The sequence below is a fragment of the Microvirga yunnanensis genome (assembly GCF_025460875.1).
Window position 1 is genome coordinate 1 of the sequence record NZ_JAMXFI010000183.1, and the last position, 16,135, is coordinate 16,135.

14 protein-coding genes and 2 pseudogenes are annotated in these 16,135 nt (G+C 61.8%); 9 read left to right on the forward strand and 7 right to left on the reverse strand.

Annotated elements, in window-relative coordinates; translation table 11 throughout:
• A partial coding sequence (locus tag NF876_RS41425; RefSeq protein ID WP_262273408.1) for a hypothetical protein occupies positions 1–206 on the forward strand: 206 nt, incomplete at its 5' end.
• A gap of 291 nt (positions 207–497) precedes the next feature.
• On the opposite strand, the gene NF876_RS41430 is transcribed toward NF876_RS41425, so the two are convergent.
• Positions 498–950 carry a VOC family protein gene (locus NF876_RS41430; RefSeq protein WP_262273544.1) on the reverse strand — a complete coding sequence of 151 codons (453 nt, stop codon included), beginning with the start codon at positions 948–950 and terminating at the stop codon, positions 498–500.
• A 350-nt stretch (positions 951–1,300) separates the two neighbouring features.
• Here NF876_RS41430 and NF876_RS41435 point away from each other — a divergent pair, with 350 nt between their 5' ends.
• The 3 genes from NF876_RS41435 to NF876_RS41445 all read left to right on the forward strand — a co-directional run bounded on the left by NF876_RS41435 (position 1,301) and on the right by NF876_RS41445 (position 3,245).
• Positions 1,301–2,272, forward strand: a complete 972-nt coding sequence (locus NF876_RS41435; protein WP_262273545.1) for an MBL fold metallo-hydrolase — start codon at positions 1,301–1,303, stop codon at positions 2,270–2,272.
• Between the two features lie 21 nt (positions 2,273–2,293).
• Positions 2,294–2,749: a tetratricopeptide repeat protein gene (locus NF876_RS41440; protein WP_262273546.1), complete on the forward strand. Its 456-nt coding sequence runs from the start codon at positions 2,294–2,296 to the stop codon at positions 2,747–2,749.
• A 70-nt stretch (positions 2,750–2,819) separates the two neighbouring features.
• Positions 2,820–3,245, forward strand: a complete 426-nt coding sequence (locus tag NF876_RS41445; protein ID WP_262273547.1) for a DoxX family protein — start codon at positions 2,820–2,822, stop codon at positions 3,243–3,245.
• A 183-nt stretch (positions 3,246–3,428) separates the two neighbouring features.
• Here NF876_RS41445 and NF876_RS41450 read toward each other — a convergent pair whose 3' ends face one another.
• Positions 3,429–4,214 carry an anti-sigma factor family protein gene (locus NF876_RS41450; protein ID WP_262273548.1) on the reverse strand — a complete coding sequence of 262 codons (786 nt, stop codon included), beginning with the start codon at positions 4,212–4,214 and terminating at the stop codon, positions 3,429–3,431.
• A complete protein-coding gene (locus NF876_RS41455) occupies positions 4,211–4,996 on the reverse strand; it encodes a sigma-70 family RNA polymerase sigma factor (protein WP_262273549.1) in 786 nt (261 codons plus the stop codon). The genes NF876_RS41450 and NF876_RS41455 overlap by 4 nt, the downstream gene beginning before the upstream one ends.
• Before the next feature lie 338 nt (positions 4,997–5,334).
• Between NF876_RS41455 and NF876_RS41460 the strand changes: the two genes are divergently transcribed.
• Both NF876_RS41460 and NF876_RS41465 read left to right on the forward strand, forming a co-directional pair.
• Positions 5,335–5,703 carry a hypothetical protein gene (locus tag NF876_RS41460; protein ID WP_262273550.1) on the forward strand — a complete coding sequence of 123 codons (369 nt, stop codon included), beginning with the start codon at positions 5,335–5,337 and terminating at the stop codon, positions 5,701–5,703.
• 1,016 nt (positions 5,704–6,719) lie between these two features.
• A complete protein-coding gene (locus tag NF876_RS41465) occupies positions 6,720–6,869 on the forward strand; it encodes a hypothetical protein (RefSeq protein WP_262273551.1) in 150 nt (49 codons plus the stop codon).
• A gap of 369 nt (positions 6,870–7,238) precedes the next feature.
• Here the strand turns inward: NF876_RS41465 and NF876_RS41470 are convergent, their stop codons facing one another.
• From NF876_RS41470 to NF876_RS41485, 4 genes are all read right to left on the reverse strand, one after another.
• A complete protein-coding gene (locus NF876_RS41470) occupies positions 7,239–7,799 on the reverse strand; it encodes a TetR/AcrR family transcriptional regulator (protein WP_373696797.1) in 561 nt (186 codons plus the stop codon).
• Positions 7,800–7,995: 196 nt separating this feature from the next.
• The gene (locus tag NF876_RS41475; RefSeq protein WP_262273553.1) at positions 7,996–11,145 is read right to left on the reverse strand and encodes an efflux RND transporter permease subunit; all 3,150 of its coding nucleotides are present in this window, start codon (positions 11,143–11,145) and stop codon (positions 7,996–7,998) included.
• A 17-nt stretch (positions 11,146–11,162) separates the two neighbouring features.
• Positions 11,163–12,239: an efflux RND transporter periplasmic adaptor subunit gene (locus NF876_RS41480; protein WP_262273554.1), complete on the reverse strand. Its 1,077-nt coding sequence runs from the start codon at positions 12,237–12,239 to the stop codon at positions 11,163–11,165.
• Between the two features lie 325 nt (positions 12,240–12,564).
• A complete protein-coding gene (locus NF876_RS41485) occupies positions 12,565–13,302 on the reverse strand; it encodes a Crp/Fnr family transcriptional regulator (RefSeq protein ID WP_262273555.1) in 738 nt (245 codons plus the stop codon).
• Positions 13,303–13,803: 501 nt separating this feature from the next.
• On the opposite strand from NF876_RS41485, the pseudogene NF876_RS43775 reads away from it, so the two are divergent.
• The 3 genes and pseudogenes from NF876_RS43775 to tnpC all read left to right on the forward strand — a co-directional run.
• Positions 13,804–13,905 (forward strand): annotated as a pseudogene (locus NF876_RS43775) (DNA-binding response regulator); the annotation flags it as partial.
• A gap of 179 nt (positions 13,906–14,084) precedes the next feature.
• The gene (locus tag NF876_RS41490; RefSeq protein ID WP_262273556.1) at positions 14,085–14,222 is read left to right on the forward strand and encodes a hypothetical protein; all 138 of its coding nucleotides are present in this window, start codon (positions 14,085–14,087) and stop codon (positions 14,220–14,222) included.
• Between the two features lie 422 nt (positions 14,223–14,644).
• Positions 14,645–15,927: pseudogene (gene tnpC, locus NF876_RS41495) on the forward strand (IS66 family transposase).
• Positions 15,928–16,135: the final 208 nt, after the last annotated feature.

The window sequence follows — 16,135 nt, forward strand, 5'->3', positions numbered from 1 at the left end:
GCAGCGGCGGCTACTCGCTGCTGAGCCGGCGCACCGGAGCGCCCGTGGCACGGCTGCGCCCGACCGGAGATCCCGCAAAGGTGCAGGTGCTGTGGTGGAATGGGGAGCGGTGGAAAGACCCTGGCCCCTTCGGCAGGCTGACGATGCCGGTGGACCAGGCCTTGGATTATATCACCTCAGAGCGCGCGTTCTGGATCCACGTCTGATCCTCCAGCGCCCCCAAAAATGGCCAAACTCCAGCTGAGGTGATTGCCTCCATCTCCTCACGCGTCGCGAAGTAGGATGGGGGCTGCAGCTGCTCCGCTTCGCATGTTTGAGGGAGCGGTCGCCGCGTGCCGAGAACTCATCTGGAAAGTTTCGTCGAGATCCACTGCTGGAACTTAAGGGGCTCCCAGTGCCATCCGATCGCTCGTCCCCGTGCTTTCTAACTGCCATGTTCGGGCTTAGCCTCGGTATCAAATGTCGAAGAGGCATTTCCGGTGACCATCCCCCTGCGGTCAGGTCCAGCTTGCGATCCACTCGGAGTACGGGACAACCCCAACTTCAGGCCTCGCCACGTGCGGGAGCATGGACAAGTACTCCAGCAGGTGGCCGTCGGGATCGTGAAAGAACACAGAGACAGCCGGCATCCAACCGATCACCGAGGGCTCACGTGTTGGATGGCCATGGAAGTCCAGCGGCTGGACACCGGCGGCTTGCAGGACCTCACCGGAGGCAAGCACGGCATCAAGGTCCGTGCGAAAGGCCACATGCAGCCGCATGACATTGGGCGACGAGGATCCTGACCACAGCCCAAGCATGGCATTACCGCGCCCGCCAATCCAGAAGAACGCCACAGGTCGCTCCTGGAGAACATAAGCCAGTTCCAGGCCGACCACGTCACGGTAGAACGCGATCGAAACCTCAAGATCACGGACGGTCAGGTGCGCTTCAAACAAGGCGTCCGGCATAGGAGGGCTCCCCCTCATGCGGGCTGTCGCAGCCCATTCAATTTCGACAGCCGCCGTGCGGCAAAATCATGGACAGCCTGCAGCCAGCGCGTGATCAGGCATCCCCTGGGCAGACCAGATGGACAGCGATTAACAACCGCTAGACCCAGTCGGTCTCTTGCACGACAGCGCCAGAGCCGGACTAAAGGGATTTATAGACTTGGACCCAGGGGATTCCCTTTCTCGTCAATTCCGGTGGCACCGCAATCTCGGGAATAAAACCGCGGGAGGCATAGTCCTGCCGATAGGGAGCAGTGATGGAACGCCACATCCGCGTTGCTCCTCAACCCAACGATTGACGGAGAATTGGGATGTTGAACCTGTCACGCCGAGGTATCCTGGTCAGCGCGGTCATGGCGGCAGCCTTCGGGCTACCGAAACCCCTGGCCCTGATCACCGATGCACATGCAGAGGCGCCTGTGGAGCCGACGAAGGGCTTTTACAAGTACAAGGTCGGGTCGATCGAGGCGACTGCCGTTTATGACGGCATCTGGCGCAAGCCCCATGATCCAGCCTTCATCAAAGATGTTAGCATCGGCGAGACCAAGGCGGCACTCGCCAAGGCGGGGCTGACAACCGACTTCATGCCGATTCCACTCACGGTGCTGGTTCTGAAGATCGGCGACAAGCACATCATGATTGATGCGGGCTCTGGGGTCGGCCAATGGCAGGCCAATGCCACCCATCTGCCGGCCAACATGCAAGCAGCCGGCATCGACCGCAGCCAGATCAATACGATCCTTATCTCCCACTTTCATCCGGACCACGTGTGGGGCTTGATGGAGAAGGGCACGAACGCTGCGATATTCCCCGAGGCGGAACTGGTCGTGAACAGTGCCGAGTACAGATTCTGGACGGAGCCGGGCCGCGTCGAGAAGCTACCGGAGGGCCGTCGCCAGGCCGGCAAGCGCATCGCCGACGTTTTCCCGACATGGACCAACTGGAGGCTCGTCGAAAGCGGCACCGAGGTTGCGCCCGGTATTAAGATTCTTGAAGCCTATGGCCATACGCCCGGCCATTCCGTTTTTCTGGTGACGTCAGGTCGCGATCAGCTGATGGTGTCTAACGACATCATGTACGTCCCGGCTCTCCTGGCACCCCATCCGGAGTGGCAGGGCAGCTATGATCAGGACGGACCAATGGCGGTTACAACCCGCCACAAGATCGTCGACCAAGTCATTGCGGACAACATGATGATCTGTGGCGCCCACTTCCCGTTCCCTGGCCTTGGCACGTTCATGAAGGATGACAACGCCTATGCCTTCACTCCCGTCGAAATCTAACCCAGCAACCGAGGACAGACCATGGTGAAGAAGACCTCTCTCTTTTCGTTAGCTCTTCTGGGTGCGATGGCGCTCACACCGGCCCTGACGAGCACTGCAGCCCTGGCAGTCGACGACGACACATCGATCAGCTCGGTTGATCTGAGCTCCGTACGAGAAAAGATCAAGGCAGCAAACTATTCCGCGGCCCTGGAAGAGCTGCGGGGGCTGGCGGAAGACACCCAGCAGGCGGATGTCTACAATCTGCTGGGATATACCCTTCGCAAGACAGGCGACTACGAAACATCGCTGACCTACTACAACAAGGCGCTGCAGCTCCAGCCCGATTTCAAGGCGGCCCACGAGTACCTGGGTGAACTGTATGTCGAGACCGGGCACATCGGCAAAGCCAAGGAGCAGCTTGCTGCGCTAACCAATCTCTGCCCAGGCGGCTGCGAGGAGCGCGAGGACCTGGAGAAAGCGTTAGAGGGGAAATAAGCAGTCGATTAGCGGGTGGGCGAGATCATCGCCCACCTCATTCTGCCATGATCAGCCTCGGGAGATTGCGATGTTACAGACATTTGAGGTCATCGCGTCAAGGGCCGCCAACCCCCTTCTCCTCGTGGGACGGCTCCTTCTGGCCCTGATCTTTCTTCACGAGGCCGTGACATTGTCCTTCGACTTCACGGCTGCTGCTTCGGCGATGAGTAAGATCGGCGTTCCACCTTATGTCCTGGTTCTCACCATTCTCTTGCAGCTCGGGGCGGGCTTGATGGTGGCATCAGGCTGGCACGCGCGCCTGGGATCCCTCAGCCTGGGCCTGTTCTGCCTTGCGACCGCTTTCCTGTTTCATTCCAACTTTGCCATCCGAAACGAGCTCTTGCATTTCGAGAAGGATCTTGCGATCGCGGGCGGCATGTTCGTCCTGACTGCGACGGGAGCCGGGGCGCTGTCGCTGGACAGGCTTGTCAAGCATCGAAGTCCCTTTGGATAGGCTCTGCGACCCATACGCCAGATCCAAAGAAGGCATAGATCCACTTCCTTCGATACGGAACTGGTCGGCTCTTCAGCTTCTCAGCACGACCGATCTTGGACGTTCCGGTAAAGGCGTTGTGAGACACTCCATCAAGGTAGACATCCATGAGCCAGTCAGACTACCGAGCCAGCCCAATTATGGCTACTGACGGGCGAGCTGTTCTTGAAACCGGTGCATGAACTCCTGTAACTCGACGGCATTCAGATCCGAAACGGCCCAGAAGATCATCCCGCTGCCGGACCAGCGAAGCGTGTTGTATCCGTTGATGACCGAGGACTGCCCTCCCTCGGCACTGACCCTGTTCTTCTCGGCCGGCCAGATGAACAGGTTGATCACGTGCTCGCGGCGTTTGTACACCAGTGCCGCGACCGCCCGCCCGGCAACGTAGTCGAGGCGGCCGCCGGTCAGGGCAAACCCGTCACCTACAAGATCAACAACCGGAGGGGCGAAGTCGAGCCGGCCATCAAACCAGGGTTTTACGGTATGCCGGTCGGACGTTGTCACGTCCGTGATGTGGTTTGCCATCAGAGAGCGGACATGTTCGGAGACAAGTTCCTGCTCCAGATCCGGCGATGAACGCGGCACGATCAGAGCTACGGCGAGACCCGCCGCAAAAGCCGCAGCCGGAATGCCAAGGTGCTGACTTAGCCTCAGGCGCTGCCACCAGCGGGCCGTCGTGGGCGCGACCGGGCTGGCTGGCGCAGGCACAAGAGCTTCCAAAACCCGTGCCCGTAACGCGTCGGGCGCCCGATACCGCAGGCTGTCCTCCCGAAGGGCTGCCCGAAGCTCCTGCAGGCGCTGGTATTCGCTCGAGCAGGTAGCGCAGGTTCTCAGGTGATCCTCAACCTGGAAGGCATTGGCGGCATCCAGTTCCCCATCCAAGTGACCATGCAGAAGAACTTTCATGTCAGAACAGGGGAGCGTCATGGCCGGATCTCCTCTCGGTCTGCGGTGCGTCGGCGCCAGGCATCGGCGAGCAGGTGCCGCGCCCGGGCAAGACGAGACATCACGGTGCCGATCGGCGTTCCGGTGGTTTCGGCAATCTCCTGATAGGAGAGTTCCTCGAGTTCACGCAAAACCAGCGTCTCCCGGAATGGAAGGGGCAAGGTCTCGATCAACTCCCTCATGGTGACGATCTCGTCCTGCCGGACAACGGCGGTTTCCGGGCTATCCGCGGGATCGACCAATCCGGTGGCGCAGTCCGATGCCTCGCCCGGATCATCGGCCTGATCCCCCGCGATCCGTTCAAGCGGAACCGTTCGGTCCGATGCCGCGGCTGTCGCCCAGGTGTGACAGCAGTTTCGCACGATTGCCAGGATCCAGGCCTTCGGATCACCGCCCCTGTACCCTTTGAAGGCGCGGAACGCCCGCAAGAAGGCATCCTGTGCGACGTCCTCCGCCGCCACCGGGTCCCGCAGCAAATAGCGCGCCAGGTTGTAAGCGGCATCCAGATGCGGAAGCATCAGGTCGCGAAAGCGCCGGGCGAGATCGGCTTGCTCAGCCGTTTCAGGCGACAGGGAGACCGGCACAGGTTCCTCCGCGCGTTGCTGGAGTGTACTCCCGTCACGCTTGCCTGTCATACAGTTGGACGCGCTGGACCACCCTGTAGCCTTCCCGGTTGCGCGGACCTGCGAACCTGAGGTGGAGACCGCAGTCACCTTGCTTGGCAGAAGGGACATGCGCTCGAAGGTGATCGCGTTACTGCTCATGACCGGACATCCCTGTGCGCCTGAGACGTGTGCGTCGCCGCTCAGGAGTTCCAGATGTTTCGCCTGACAGCACTCCCGTCCATCAGGCATCGATGCTGCGCTGCTTTATCCAGACTGAGTGCTACCTGGACTTATTCCCAGCCGGCTGCAGAATTCTGCAACCCGTCTTCCAACGCGTGCGATGGAGCACCAAGAGGGACGCGTCCCCTCGAATCAAACGTCCTGCGGGAATAACAGGCGGATGGCCTAGGTCTCGGAATATGAGGCAGGATAAACGGCGCCTCGAATTGAGTGGCACGAGACTGTCTAAGAGGTGGAGGCGTGCCCGGGAGGCTATCATGGACACAAACCGTCGTGATCGCATTCTTGTTGCAGACCACAATCCGATCTTCCGCGAGACCCTCGCCCGGCGGCTCCGGGCTGCGGGATACGAGGTGACCACAGCGGACACGGGTGAGCAGGCCTTTCTGACGTTGCGGGATTGGCAGCACCCCATCGAGTGGCTCTATACCCGAGCCGGTCTGCCCATCCTGATCGACGGCTGGATTCTGGCCGACGAGTATCATGATACCTATCCGGCCCGTCCCGCCGTAATCGTGGCGGCGAAGGCTCGGCCGTCCCGTCAGGGCGACATCATCCTCGCTCAGCCGAGTCCGGCCGCCGTGTTGGAGATCGTCTGGGAGTTGATTGTAGGGAGCCATGATTGACCGGCGGTAACCAAGGTGGGACCCGACTATCAGCGGCGTGCAGCGTAACGATAGAGCACCTGCGGCAGCCCCGCCGTTCCGGTTGAAGGGGGTTTCGGCGGCTTGTCTTCATTGGAGGATTATGACGATGACGACCCAGAGAGAATGCTGGTTTCGCAGGGGCGACGACGGCTGGCCGCCTCATCATGCATGGCATTTTGATTCCGCAGGTACTGCTGCCAGCGAGCGAGACCCTTTACAGGATCGAGTCCGTACGATGCGTGCGATCTCGTTCGACATTGCCTCCACTCGACCGGAGCGAAACTCCCGTGGCGCTACTATGTGGCACCTATCCTCCTTACCCGGATTAGCAGCTATCGAGAGCTCTCGCGAACTGCACCATGCTCACGAGGAGACAGCTCCGTTGCCGCATTGGATGAGCGCCGCCCGTCCCAATCGGGCAGGCATGTTTGTTCCAGGCGTCTTGGTCGTTCTTGCGGTCTTGGCAGCAGCAGATGGCGTTCTGAGCACCGCTCTGGAACTGGCTTGTCTCTGAGCGGCCCGATATGTACCGCAGACAGGTATGCTTGGTACAGCACGAAAGTGGACATGACTTCTGCATTGAGGTGGGAAACTGATGCCCGAAGGAAGGACCAACGAACTTCCAGCCCATGTTTAGTTTTATTAGGCACTCGGTCAGGGCTATACACCAAATCGTTCAACCCGTTAAAAGACACCTATCTTGCATCCTAACGTGTGGGATAGCACTGCCGACATAGCTGCACACTGCTACCCTCTTTGAATCATTAGAGTCGCATCCCTGCTTCGGAGAGATAGACAATGTCTGTCGTAACATCGCAGTCTGCCATTCAAGTTCTACCTGACCTTGAACACACTGACCATGAGCGGCGTTGCCCACCTGTCGCCGAGTGTCTGGCTGGAGCCGTGGTGGTGATGAATATCTTCGCGTCCGTGCTGTCGCTGATGGTTTGACCATCCTGAGCGTTGCTGGACGCGCCTGTCTTGTGAGGAAGGTAATGAGACAATTGAAGCTGATCGTGAAGGAACATCCCCACGTGGTCCTGGATGGGATCGAGATAATTCACATGATGCGCAATCAGCACGCGAACTATGCCTGCATTCCGCGAACGTCACTGCCGAATCCATTTGACCTGCTCGCCGTATGAGCCGGGGGTTGCAATTGACCTCATACAGCACCCACGAGCGGAAGGATTCCACCCCGAAGGAACCTATCATTAAGCTCAGCACCGGAAAGTCCAGCGACGCCGAGGCCGAAGGTGTTGAGCAGGACCTTTGAGACGAACTCTGTCTGCTTCGCTCGACCGTTCCGAAGTCATATGGGACCGTACAACAGGCTATCGCGGATTGAGGCCTGATGTTCCGAATGCAGCGCCGTACCGAGAGGGATGACGAAGGCGTCTGAATTTACCCATGAGGAGCGAGACACGATGAGCAGAATCCTATTGGTGATCCCGGAATGGGCGTTCCTCGCCCAAGTGTTGACTCCGGATTGCCTCTTGTCTGTCGACCAAGTCCTACACCGATCGCGAGTTTGCTTTTGACTGTCGGGACCCGCTCCGCTTTTTTGCCGGCTGCGTCGCGCTCCAGCCCAGTCCGGCCAATATGAACTCCGTCATCTGGTCCAGAGATGGGCCGGGCTCCTGGGCGCATTGCACGAGCAGCGCAGGATGACAGAACCGCATCAAGGCAACCTGAACACAGCGCGACGCAACCACCGGATCAGCCGATGTGAACTCACCCGAGGCGATCCCCTCCTCGACAATTCGCTGGAAGATTTCGCCCTTGCGCTCCAAGTGGCCGTGGACAACCTGCCAGCTCTCGCTCAGCGCCCGCTCCACCATTTCGTGCATGCGCAGTTCATCAGTATACAGGACTGCGGTCATCCCGTGCATAGTCGCAATGATGTCCCGTAGTCGCTCCGCCGCTGGGGCCTTTCGATCTGCGATCGCTTCGATGGCTCCCTCAACCTCCCGCATCAAACGCTCGGCGACCGCCTCGTTGATCGCCTTCTTCGAGTCGAAGAAGCGGTACACGTTCGCCGGGCTCATCCGGAGCGCCTTGGCAATGTCCGCCACAGTGGTCTTCTGATAGCCGATCTGCCGGAACAAACGCTCGGCCGTCGCGATGATACGGCCGCGGGTATCGGGCTCAGCCGAGATGAGAGCAGCGTCAGCATCCATGAGCTAAAACTATGATAAAATTCATCATTCGTCAACAAACAGTCAGTCTCTGCCCAGCTGAGCGCACAGGAGGGCAGCGCCCTGAACCAGCCTATTCTGCAGCGACCGGCAGCGAATGCTGCCGCTCCATCCCTCCCGCTTTGCCCAGATTCGGCTCCTGGATCGACAAGGGATCGGCGCCGCGCTCGTCGAGGCGGTTGCGGAACCACAGCGCGTAGAGCGCCGGCAGGAACAGCAGGGTCAGGAACGTGGCGACAAACAGACCTCCCATGATGGTGAAGGCCATCGGACCCCAGAACGCGGACGAGGAAAGCGGGATCATCGCCAGGATCGCCGCCAGCCCGGTGAGCACCACCGGGCGGGCCCGCCGCACGGTCGCTTCCACGATCGCCTCGCGCCGGCTTACCCCCTGCGCCACGTCCGTCTCGATCTGATCGACCAGGATCACGGTGTTGCGCATGATCATGCCGGCGAGCGCGATCAGGCCGAGCAGCGCCACGAAGCCGAACGGCCGGTTCGCCAGATTCAGCGCGAGCGAGGCACCAATCAGACCAAGGGGCGCGGTCAGGAAAACCAGGAGCAAGCGGGAGAAGCTCTGGAGCTGGATCATCAGCAGCGTCAGCATCACCCCGATCATCAGCGGGAACAGCGCATAAATGGAGGCATTGCCTTTTGCCGACTCCTCCACCGCGCCACCAATCTCGAGACGATAGCCCGGCTCGAGGCGGTCGCGGATCTTAGCCAGGGTCGGCCAGATCTGGTTCGTCGCATCCGGCGGCTGGACCCCGTCGACCACGTCAGCCCGGACCGTGATCGACAGATCGCGGTTGCGCCGCCACAGGATCGGTTCCTCGTGAGCATATTCGATGCGACCGACCTGGGCGAGCGGCACCGCAAGCCCGTTGCGGGACAGCACGGTGAGGTCGCCGATGCGGCCGAGATCAAGCCGCTCCTGCGCCGCGGCACGGGCGACGACCTCGACCCGCTCGGTGCCATCGCGAACGGTGGTGATGGGTGCGCCGGACAGGAGCGTCTGCAGGGCCTGTGAGACGGTCTGCGGATCCAACCCGAGCGCGCGAGCGCGCTCCTGGTCAACCACGAGCCGCACCGATGGAGTCAGCTCGTTCCACTCGAGGTGCGGATCGACCACGTTGGGGTTGGTCCGCATGACGTCGCGAACCTCGAACGCAATCTGGCGCACCGTCATCGCGTCCGGGCCGACGACGCGGAACTGAACCGGGAAACCGACGGGCGGACCGAAGTTGAAGCGATCGACCCGCACCCGTGCCGCGGCGAGGGCGCCGTTCGCCACCGCTTTTTCGACGCGGGCTTTGATGCGCTCGCGCGCGGACACGTCCCGGGCCACGATCACGATTTCCGCGAAGGCTTCGTTCGGGAGCTGGGGATTGAGGCCGAGCCAGAACCGCGGCGAGCCCTGGCCGATATAGGTCGTATGGGTGAGGATATCGGGATCATCGCCGAGGATCGCCTCGGCCTGCCGGGCTGTCTCGGCTGTGACGCCGATCGCCGTGCCCTCGGGCAAGCGCATCTGGAAGAACAACTCGGGCCGCTCGGACAGCGGGAAGAACTGCTGCTGCACCCGGCCGAACGCCACGATGGAAGCCACGAAGATGCCGATCGTGGCGAGGACCGTCAGGCCGCGCCGGTTCACGCAGGCCTGCACAATGCGACGCAGGCCGCGATAGAGGCGGGTCTCGTAAATCGCGTGCGGATTCGCGTGCGTGTGCCGGGCGAGCGTTGCCGGCAGGAGCTTGACACCGATGTAGGGGGTGAAGATCACCGCCACCAGCCAGGACGCGACGAGGGCAATTGCCACGACCCAGAAGATGCCGCCGGCATACTCACCGACTGCCGAGTTGGCGAAGCCGATTGGAAGAAAGCCCGCAGCAGTCACCAGCGTTCCGGTGAGCATCGGAAAGGCCGTCGAGGTCCAGGCGAAGGCCGCCGCATGCATGCGGTCCCAACCCTCCTCGATCTTCACCATCATCATCTCGACAGCGATGATCGCGTCATCCACCAGCAGGCCAAGCGCGATGATCAGGGCGCCGAGGGTGATGCGGTGGAGGTCAAGGCCGAGCAGGCTCATCACAGCAAAGGTGATGGCGAGCACGAGCGGAACCGAGAGCGCCACGACGATCCCGGTGCGCCAGCCCAGCGACAGGAATGAGACGAGCAGCACGATGCCAAGGGCTTCCAGGAACGAGTGCTCGAATTCCCGGATGGCATGGTCGACCACATTCGGCTGGTCAGCGACCTGCTCGATGTCGATGCCCTGTGGCACAGCCTGCATGAAGGCAGCCATCGCGGCATTCACCTGGCGGCCAAAGTCCAGGATGTTAGCTCCCTTGGCCATAACGACTCCGAGGCCAAGAGCCGGCTGTCCACGCTGGCGGACCAGGGAGTCGGACGGATCTTCGAAACTGCGGGTGACGGTCGCAATGTCGCCGAGACGGAACACGCGGCCACCCGCCTCGACCGGGGTCTCGGCCACGGCCTTCGCCCCGTTGAGCGCCCCCGTGACACGCACGGGAATCCGTTGGGCGCTGGTCTCGATGGTGCCGGCAGGCACGACCGCGTTCTGCCGCTGTAGCGACTCGAATAGGGCCTGAGGCGAGATCCCCAGGGTAGCCAGTTTGGCGTGGCTGAACTCGACATAGATCCGCTCGTCTTGGACACCGTACAGGTTGACCTTTGTGACTCCGGGAACCCTCAGCACTTGCTGGCGCAACCCTTCGGCGATCTTCTTGAGCTGTGCGAAGTCCGTACCCTCGCCCGTCAGCATGTAGAGGATGGAATCGACATCCCCATACTCGTCGTTCACGTGGGGGCCAATCAGATCACGGGGAAGCTGATCCCGGATGTCGTTGAGCTTTTTCCGCAACTGGTAGAAGAGCTGCGGCACCTCTCGGGCCGGCGTGTTGTCGCGAAAGCCGACATTCATCGCCGTGAAGCCGGGCTTGGCATAGGTGACGACCTTGTCGAACCACGGCAGCTCCTGCAGCTTCTTCTCGATCGGATCCGCAACCTGGTCCTGCATCTCCTGCGCCGTGGCACCGGGCCAGACCGCCGTCACGATCACGTTCTTGATGGTGAAGTTCGGGTCTTCCGCGCGCCCGAGCGAGCGGAAGGAGAAAAGGCCTCCCACGCTGATCGCCAGGATGAGGAACAGGATGAGCGCCGGGTGATGCACAGCCCATTCGGACAGGTTGAACCGCTTCATGGCTGGGCTCCAGATTGTTAGAACTGTAGTGCCTCGACGATGCGGACGCGCTGACCCGGATCGAGCTTCTGCGCCCCCACGATGACGACGCGCTCGCCGTCGTTCACCCCTTGGGTGATCAGGACGTCGCGGGACTGGTAGGCTGCGACCGTGACCGGGCGCAGGACCGGTCGGCTGTCGGCGCTGATCACCCAAACGGCCGGCCCGTCGCCCTGGTTGTGGAGCGAGGACAAGGGCAGGCGCGCAACTTCCGCCGCGGCTGCCTCATCGATCGTGAGTGTCGCCGTCATGCCGAACTGCACCGGCTCGTCCGCGGCTGGGATCGAGAACCGGGCCAGGTAGGTGCGAGTAACCAGGTCGGCCGAGGGCGAAAGCTCGCGCAAAGTCGCCTCATAGCGCTTGTCAGGATTGGACCAGAGCGAGAGGGATGCAACGCCGGTTCGGACCGTTTCGATCTGGGCTTCTGGGACGGCGATCACAGCCTCCTTTTCCGACAGGCGCGCGATGCGGATGGCGACCTTGTCGGTATCGACCACCTGCCCAGGTTCGATCTGCGTCGCGGTGATCACGCCGTCGATGTCAGCGGTGAGGGTGGCGTAGGAGAGAGCGTTCCCGGCCAGCATTAAAGCGCGCTCTGCGCGGGCCGTGCGGCCCCGCGCCTCCTCGGCAACCGCTTGCTGGCGGTCGAGGGCGGCTGTTGTGGACCAGCCTTGGCGCCTCAGGGTGTAGATGCGCCGGAGTTCGGCCTCAGCCTGCTGGAGCGCCGCGGTCGCGGCCTTCACCTCAGCTTCCGCCTGTTCGCGCTGCAGGCGCAGGTCGGTTGCGTCAAGAGCAGCCAGCGCTTGGTCCACCTTGACCATATCACCGACATTGACGAGGCGCTTGGCCACCTTTCCGGCGACGCGGAAGCCGAGATCGCTTTCGATGCGGGGGCGAATGGTCGCGACGAAGGTCCGCTCCGGAGTACGGGGCTCGAAGGCGACCGACTGCACCAGGACCGGACGGCCGGGCTTTGCCGCCTCCTGAGGCTGTGCCTGACAGCCAGCGAGCGTAGCAGAAACGCCGAGAACAAGCATGGTCAGGGGGACGCGCATGGTATTCACCTCAGGACAAGGTCCAAATTGGCGGTGCGCTTGCCTGGGACCGGATCGAAGCCAGCGCACCGCCAGAGCCCCACGTCACTCCCCTCAGACTGATCTGACGCCTGATGAATATTAATTTTCATCAGTTTATACTCATCATCGCGGAGACCGGTCTGTGCGTCAGCGCACCCGAGCATGTCCTTGGTTCAGATCAGAAATGGCTGACGATGTAACCCATGACAGTTGAAGTCGAATCCAGGTCTTGCCAGAGTCCCGGGAATAACAGGAACTCGCTACCCCATTGCAGATCCGACAACTCTGACCACCCCAATCTCCTCTACCGCGATCGGGCGGGCGGATAGGTGCCGGGCATCACGCGCTGGTAGATGCGCCGGATCCGGCCGTAGCACTCGCACACCGTCTCCTCGAGACCAGCCCTGTCCGTCACTGTGATGCTCCCGCGCCCCTGCTGAATGAGCCCCGCCGTTTGCAGCGTGCGCGTCACCACGCTCACACTCGAGCGTTGCACCCCCAGCATCTCGGCCAGAAACTCGTGCGTGAGCGGCAGGGTGTCCTGCTCGGCTCGGTCGTGCATCATCAGGATCCAGCGGCAGCAGCGCGCCTCCACCGGATGAACGGCGTTGCAGGTGAGGATCTGGAAGGTCTGGGCGAGCAGGACCTCGCCGTAGCTGGCGATTACCTGCCGCAGCTTCGGATGAGCGTTGCGCACCTCATTCAGGGTCTCAACTGGAATGCGTGAGGCAGTGCCGGCCATCTGCACCACATACCGCCCGAAGGCCTCCCGGGTCACAAGGGCGCTGAGCAGGCCCACGACGCCACCGCGCCCGAACAGGGCCACCTCGACTGAGGTTCCGTCCTCCAGCACATTCACCAGCGATACCACAGCGTGGTGAGGGAAGTAGGCGTGGCGGATGGGATCACCGGCTTCGTAGAGCACCTGCTTGAGGGGCAACTCGACCACCTCCAGGTGGGGCTCGAGCGCTGCAAAGTCCTCCGGCTCGAGAGCGGCCAGGAGCCAGTTCGTGCGATGGTCTGCCTGCAGAGCGTGAGGCATGGCCACACCCTCCTCCGCTCAGATAACGCGGTCGGGGGCAGATCATCCCAGCGTGGCCGGTGCCATACTGGTGTTTATCGCAAAAGAGCCGAGGCGCTCACGGCCCAAGATCTCAACCACACCGACACCCGGGCAGCGTTCCTGAACGCCCTGGGCGAGCTTCAGACTGTTCATGGACCCTGGCACCTTGGTATCCGTGGGGGACATGGCGGACCTTTCTACCCATTCGCGATTGGTGACGCTCATCACTGAGCGGGTCGGCGGAAATGCCGCGAGAAGGCTGGCTCATGACAGGCCTCCGTTGTCCCAAACCGCTATTGAAACATTCGACGGGGCGGCCGCAAAGCCGATGAGATCTGGGAGTGTCAGGGGCGCATTGGCAGTGATCAGGTCGGCGCCCCATGGGCCGGAGGTCCGGCTCAGGCAGGCACGGCGACCATTGCGACCAGAAACCTTTCTCCGCGCGAGACCCAGATCCTTTGATGTCCCACTCAAGGCGCCTCCAACAAGCTCATTGCCTGGGAGCTTGGGCTTTTGGGAGCCCCCGTGACGGTTCATCTCAAGGCGATCCTGCGCAAGGTCAAGGCGGACAACCGCACCTAGGCCACCATGTGGGCACAACAGCACATGGCCTTTGCAATGAGCCCGGATGCAGCTATCGCTTACGGAGCTAGGACCGCTATCCCAACCCGCTCAGCATCTCTTCAAGGATTCGCTTGCTGGATCATGCGCGCCTGCCAAACGTTAGCCTCTCATAGTTGAATCATGTTTTGAGCAGGTTGATGACAACGCGCGATTTGGACGTTCATCTAACAATCAGAGATGCCGAAAAGGACATCGACCGCCTCGAATGGATGGTGACGACCGCCATCTTCGTGACGGTGCCCATCGCCATAGCCACCTACTCAGCCATCCTTTGAACGCCGTCCCGGCATGAGGTTGAGCCATGTGTGCAAGCAGACTGATGCCTCCCATTTGGCCCAAAGTTCTCAACCATATTCGTAATCGGGTAGCGTTATCTGGTTCGGCCAGGAATACTCTCGAACGAGCGGTCACCTGCGGTTCCCGAAATATTTTTCGTTTCGCACTGGAATAACTCTCTTGCCACTTCCGTTCAGCCCTCATGCTTGTGTGCATCTCAGGCAGGAACGGCTCATGGTTCGTGTTGAAAGCGTAGAGGAATCTCAAGGTGTTGATTCACGCGCATCAGGCGTGGAGGCAAAGCCGTCATTCAAGCGTGCCTCGATTCTGTTCGTTGCGTCGTTCGGCTCCTTGATTGGAACAAGTCTCTGTAATTACCCAGGGCCTTGCGCGAACTGGGATTCGCTGATTCCCTGGTGTCATGGGTCGCAGTGATCTTGAGCGTCTGAGCAAGGAAGAATTGATCGAACTGGTGCTGCGGCTGCAGCGGCCGCAAAGACCTCGCGCACATCCTCGAAGCCGCCCTCGACCGATCGCAAGGAGCGTCGGGATCAGGCCAAACCCGGTGGCGCCAAGCCGGGACATGAAGGTCACAGCCGGACCATCAGCACCACACCCGATGAGGTGGTCGAACACCGTCCTGACCGGTGCTCCTGCTGCTCAGCCGTCCTGATGGCGGGGCTGCCGGGGGAGACGATCAGCATCCACGAGCAGATTGACCTGCCAGAGGTGGCGCCCCGCGTCACCCAGCATCGGCGCCTGGCGGTGAACTGCCCAGCCTGTGGAACGCGGGTGGTCGCGCCCGTGCCAGAGGCGGCCAAGGGGACACCGTTCGGGCCGCGCGTCCATGCCATGGCAACTTATCTCAAGACCTTCCAGGCTCTGTCCTATGAGCGGCTGCAAAGGGCGTTCGCCGATCTGTTTGGGCTGACCATCAGCCAAGGCGGGATCATGAACCTGCTGCGCCGGGCGCAGGGCACCTTCGCGGCCGAGCGCGACAAGGCGGTTGCGGCGTTACGCCAGGCCCGGGTCATCGCCTCCGACGAGACCGGCGTCCGGATCGAGGGCTGCAACGCCTACCATTGGGTGTTTCGCTGCGCGGAGGCGGTGGTCCATCACGCCTCGCCGACCCGGGGCGCCATTGTGGTCCGGACGATGATGGACGGGCACCGGCCCGGCGTCTGGTGTTCCGATCGCTATAGCGCCCAGCAGGGCCATGCCGACGCGCACCAGACCTGCTTGGCCCATCTCGCCCGCGATGTCGCCTATGCCGATGAGGTGAGCGAGGATGTCCTGCCCTCCCGCCTCAAGCTGTGGCTGCACCGGGCCTTTGCCCTGGCAGAGGAGGTCGCAACCCTTGCCGCCTCGACCCTGGCCCGCAAGCGCCGAGCCCTGGAGCGCAGTCTGGAGGCGATCCTGGCCGCGCCGACCTCTTGTGATCTGGCCCGTGACCTTCAGGGCAAGATCCGGCGCGCTCGCGATCAGCTTCTGACCTTCGCCCACTGGCCCGGCATGGTGGAGGCGACCAACAATGCCTGCGAACGCGCGCTCAGACCGGCCGTGATTCAGCGCAAGGTGACCAACGGCTATCGGGCCATGTGGGCGGCCGAAGGCGAAGCGGACATTCGCACCGTCGTCGACACAGCGCGTCTCGGCCCAGGAACCAACGCGTTCAAGACAATCCTTCAGACCGTATCCGCCTGAACCTCAGTGCAGAAGCAAGGCCTGGGTAATTGCAAGTCTCTTGCTGGCCAGCATCGGGCCGTGATCCAGGCGGTTCTCTATAACGCCGACGGACACGACAAGGAGGTCGAACTCGACCAGCAATGCCTTGTCGGCCTCGACGAGCGGACGCTCCTGTGGGTGGACGTCAATGGCCGCGACCGCAACGAGGTGGAGCATCTGACCCGCC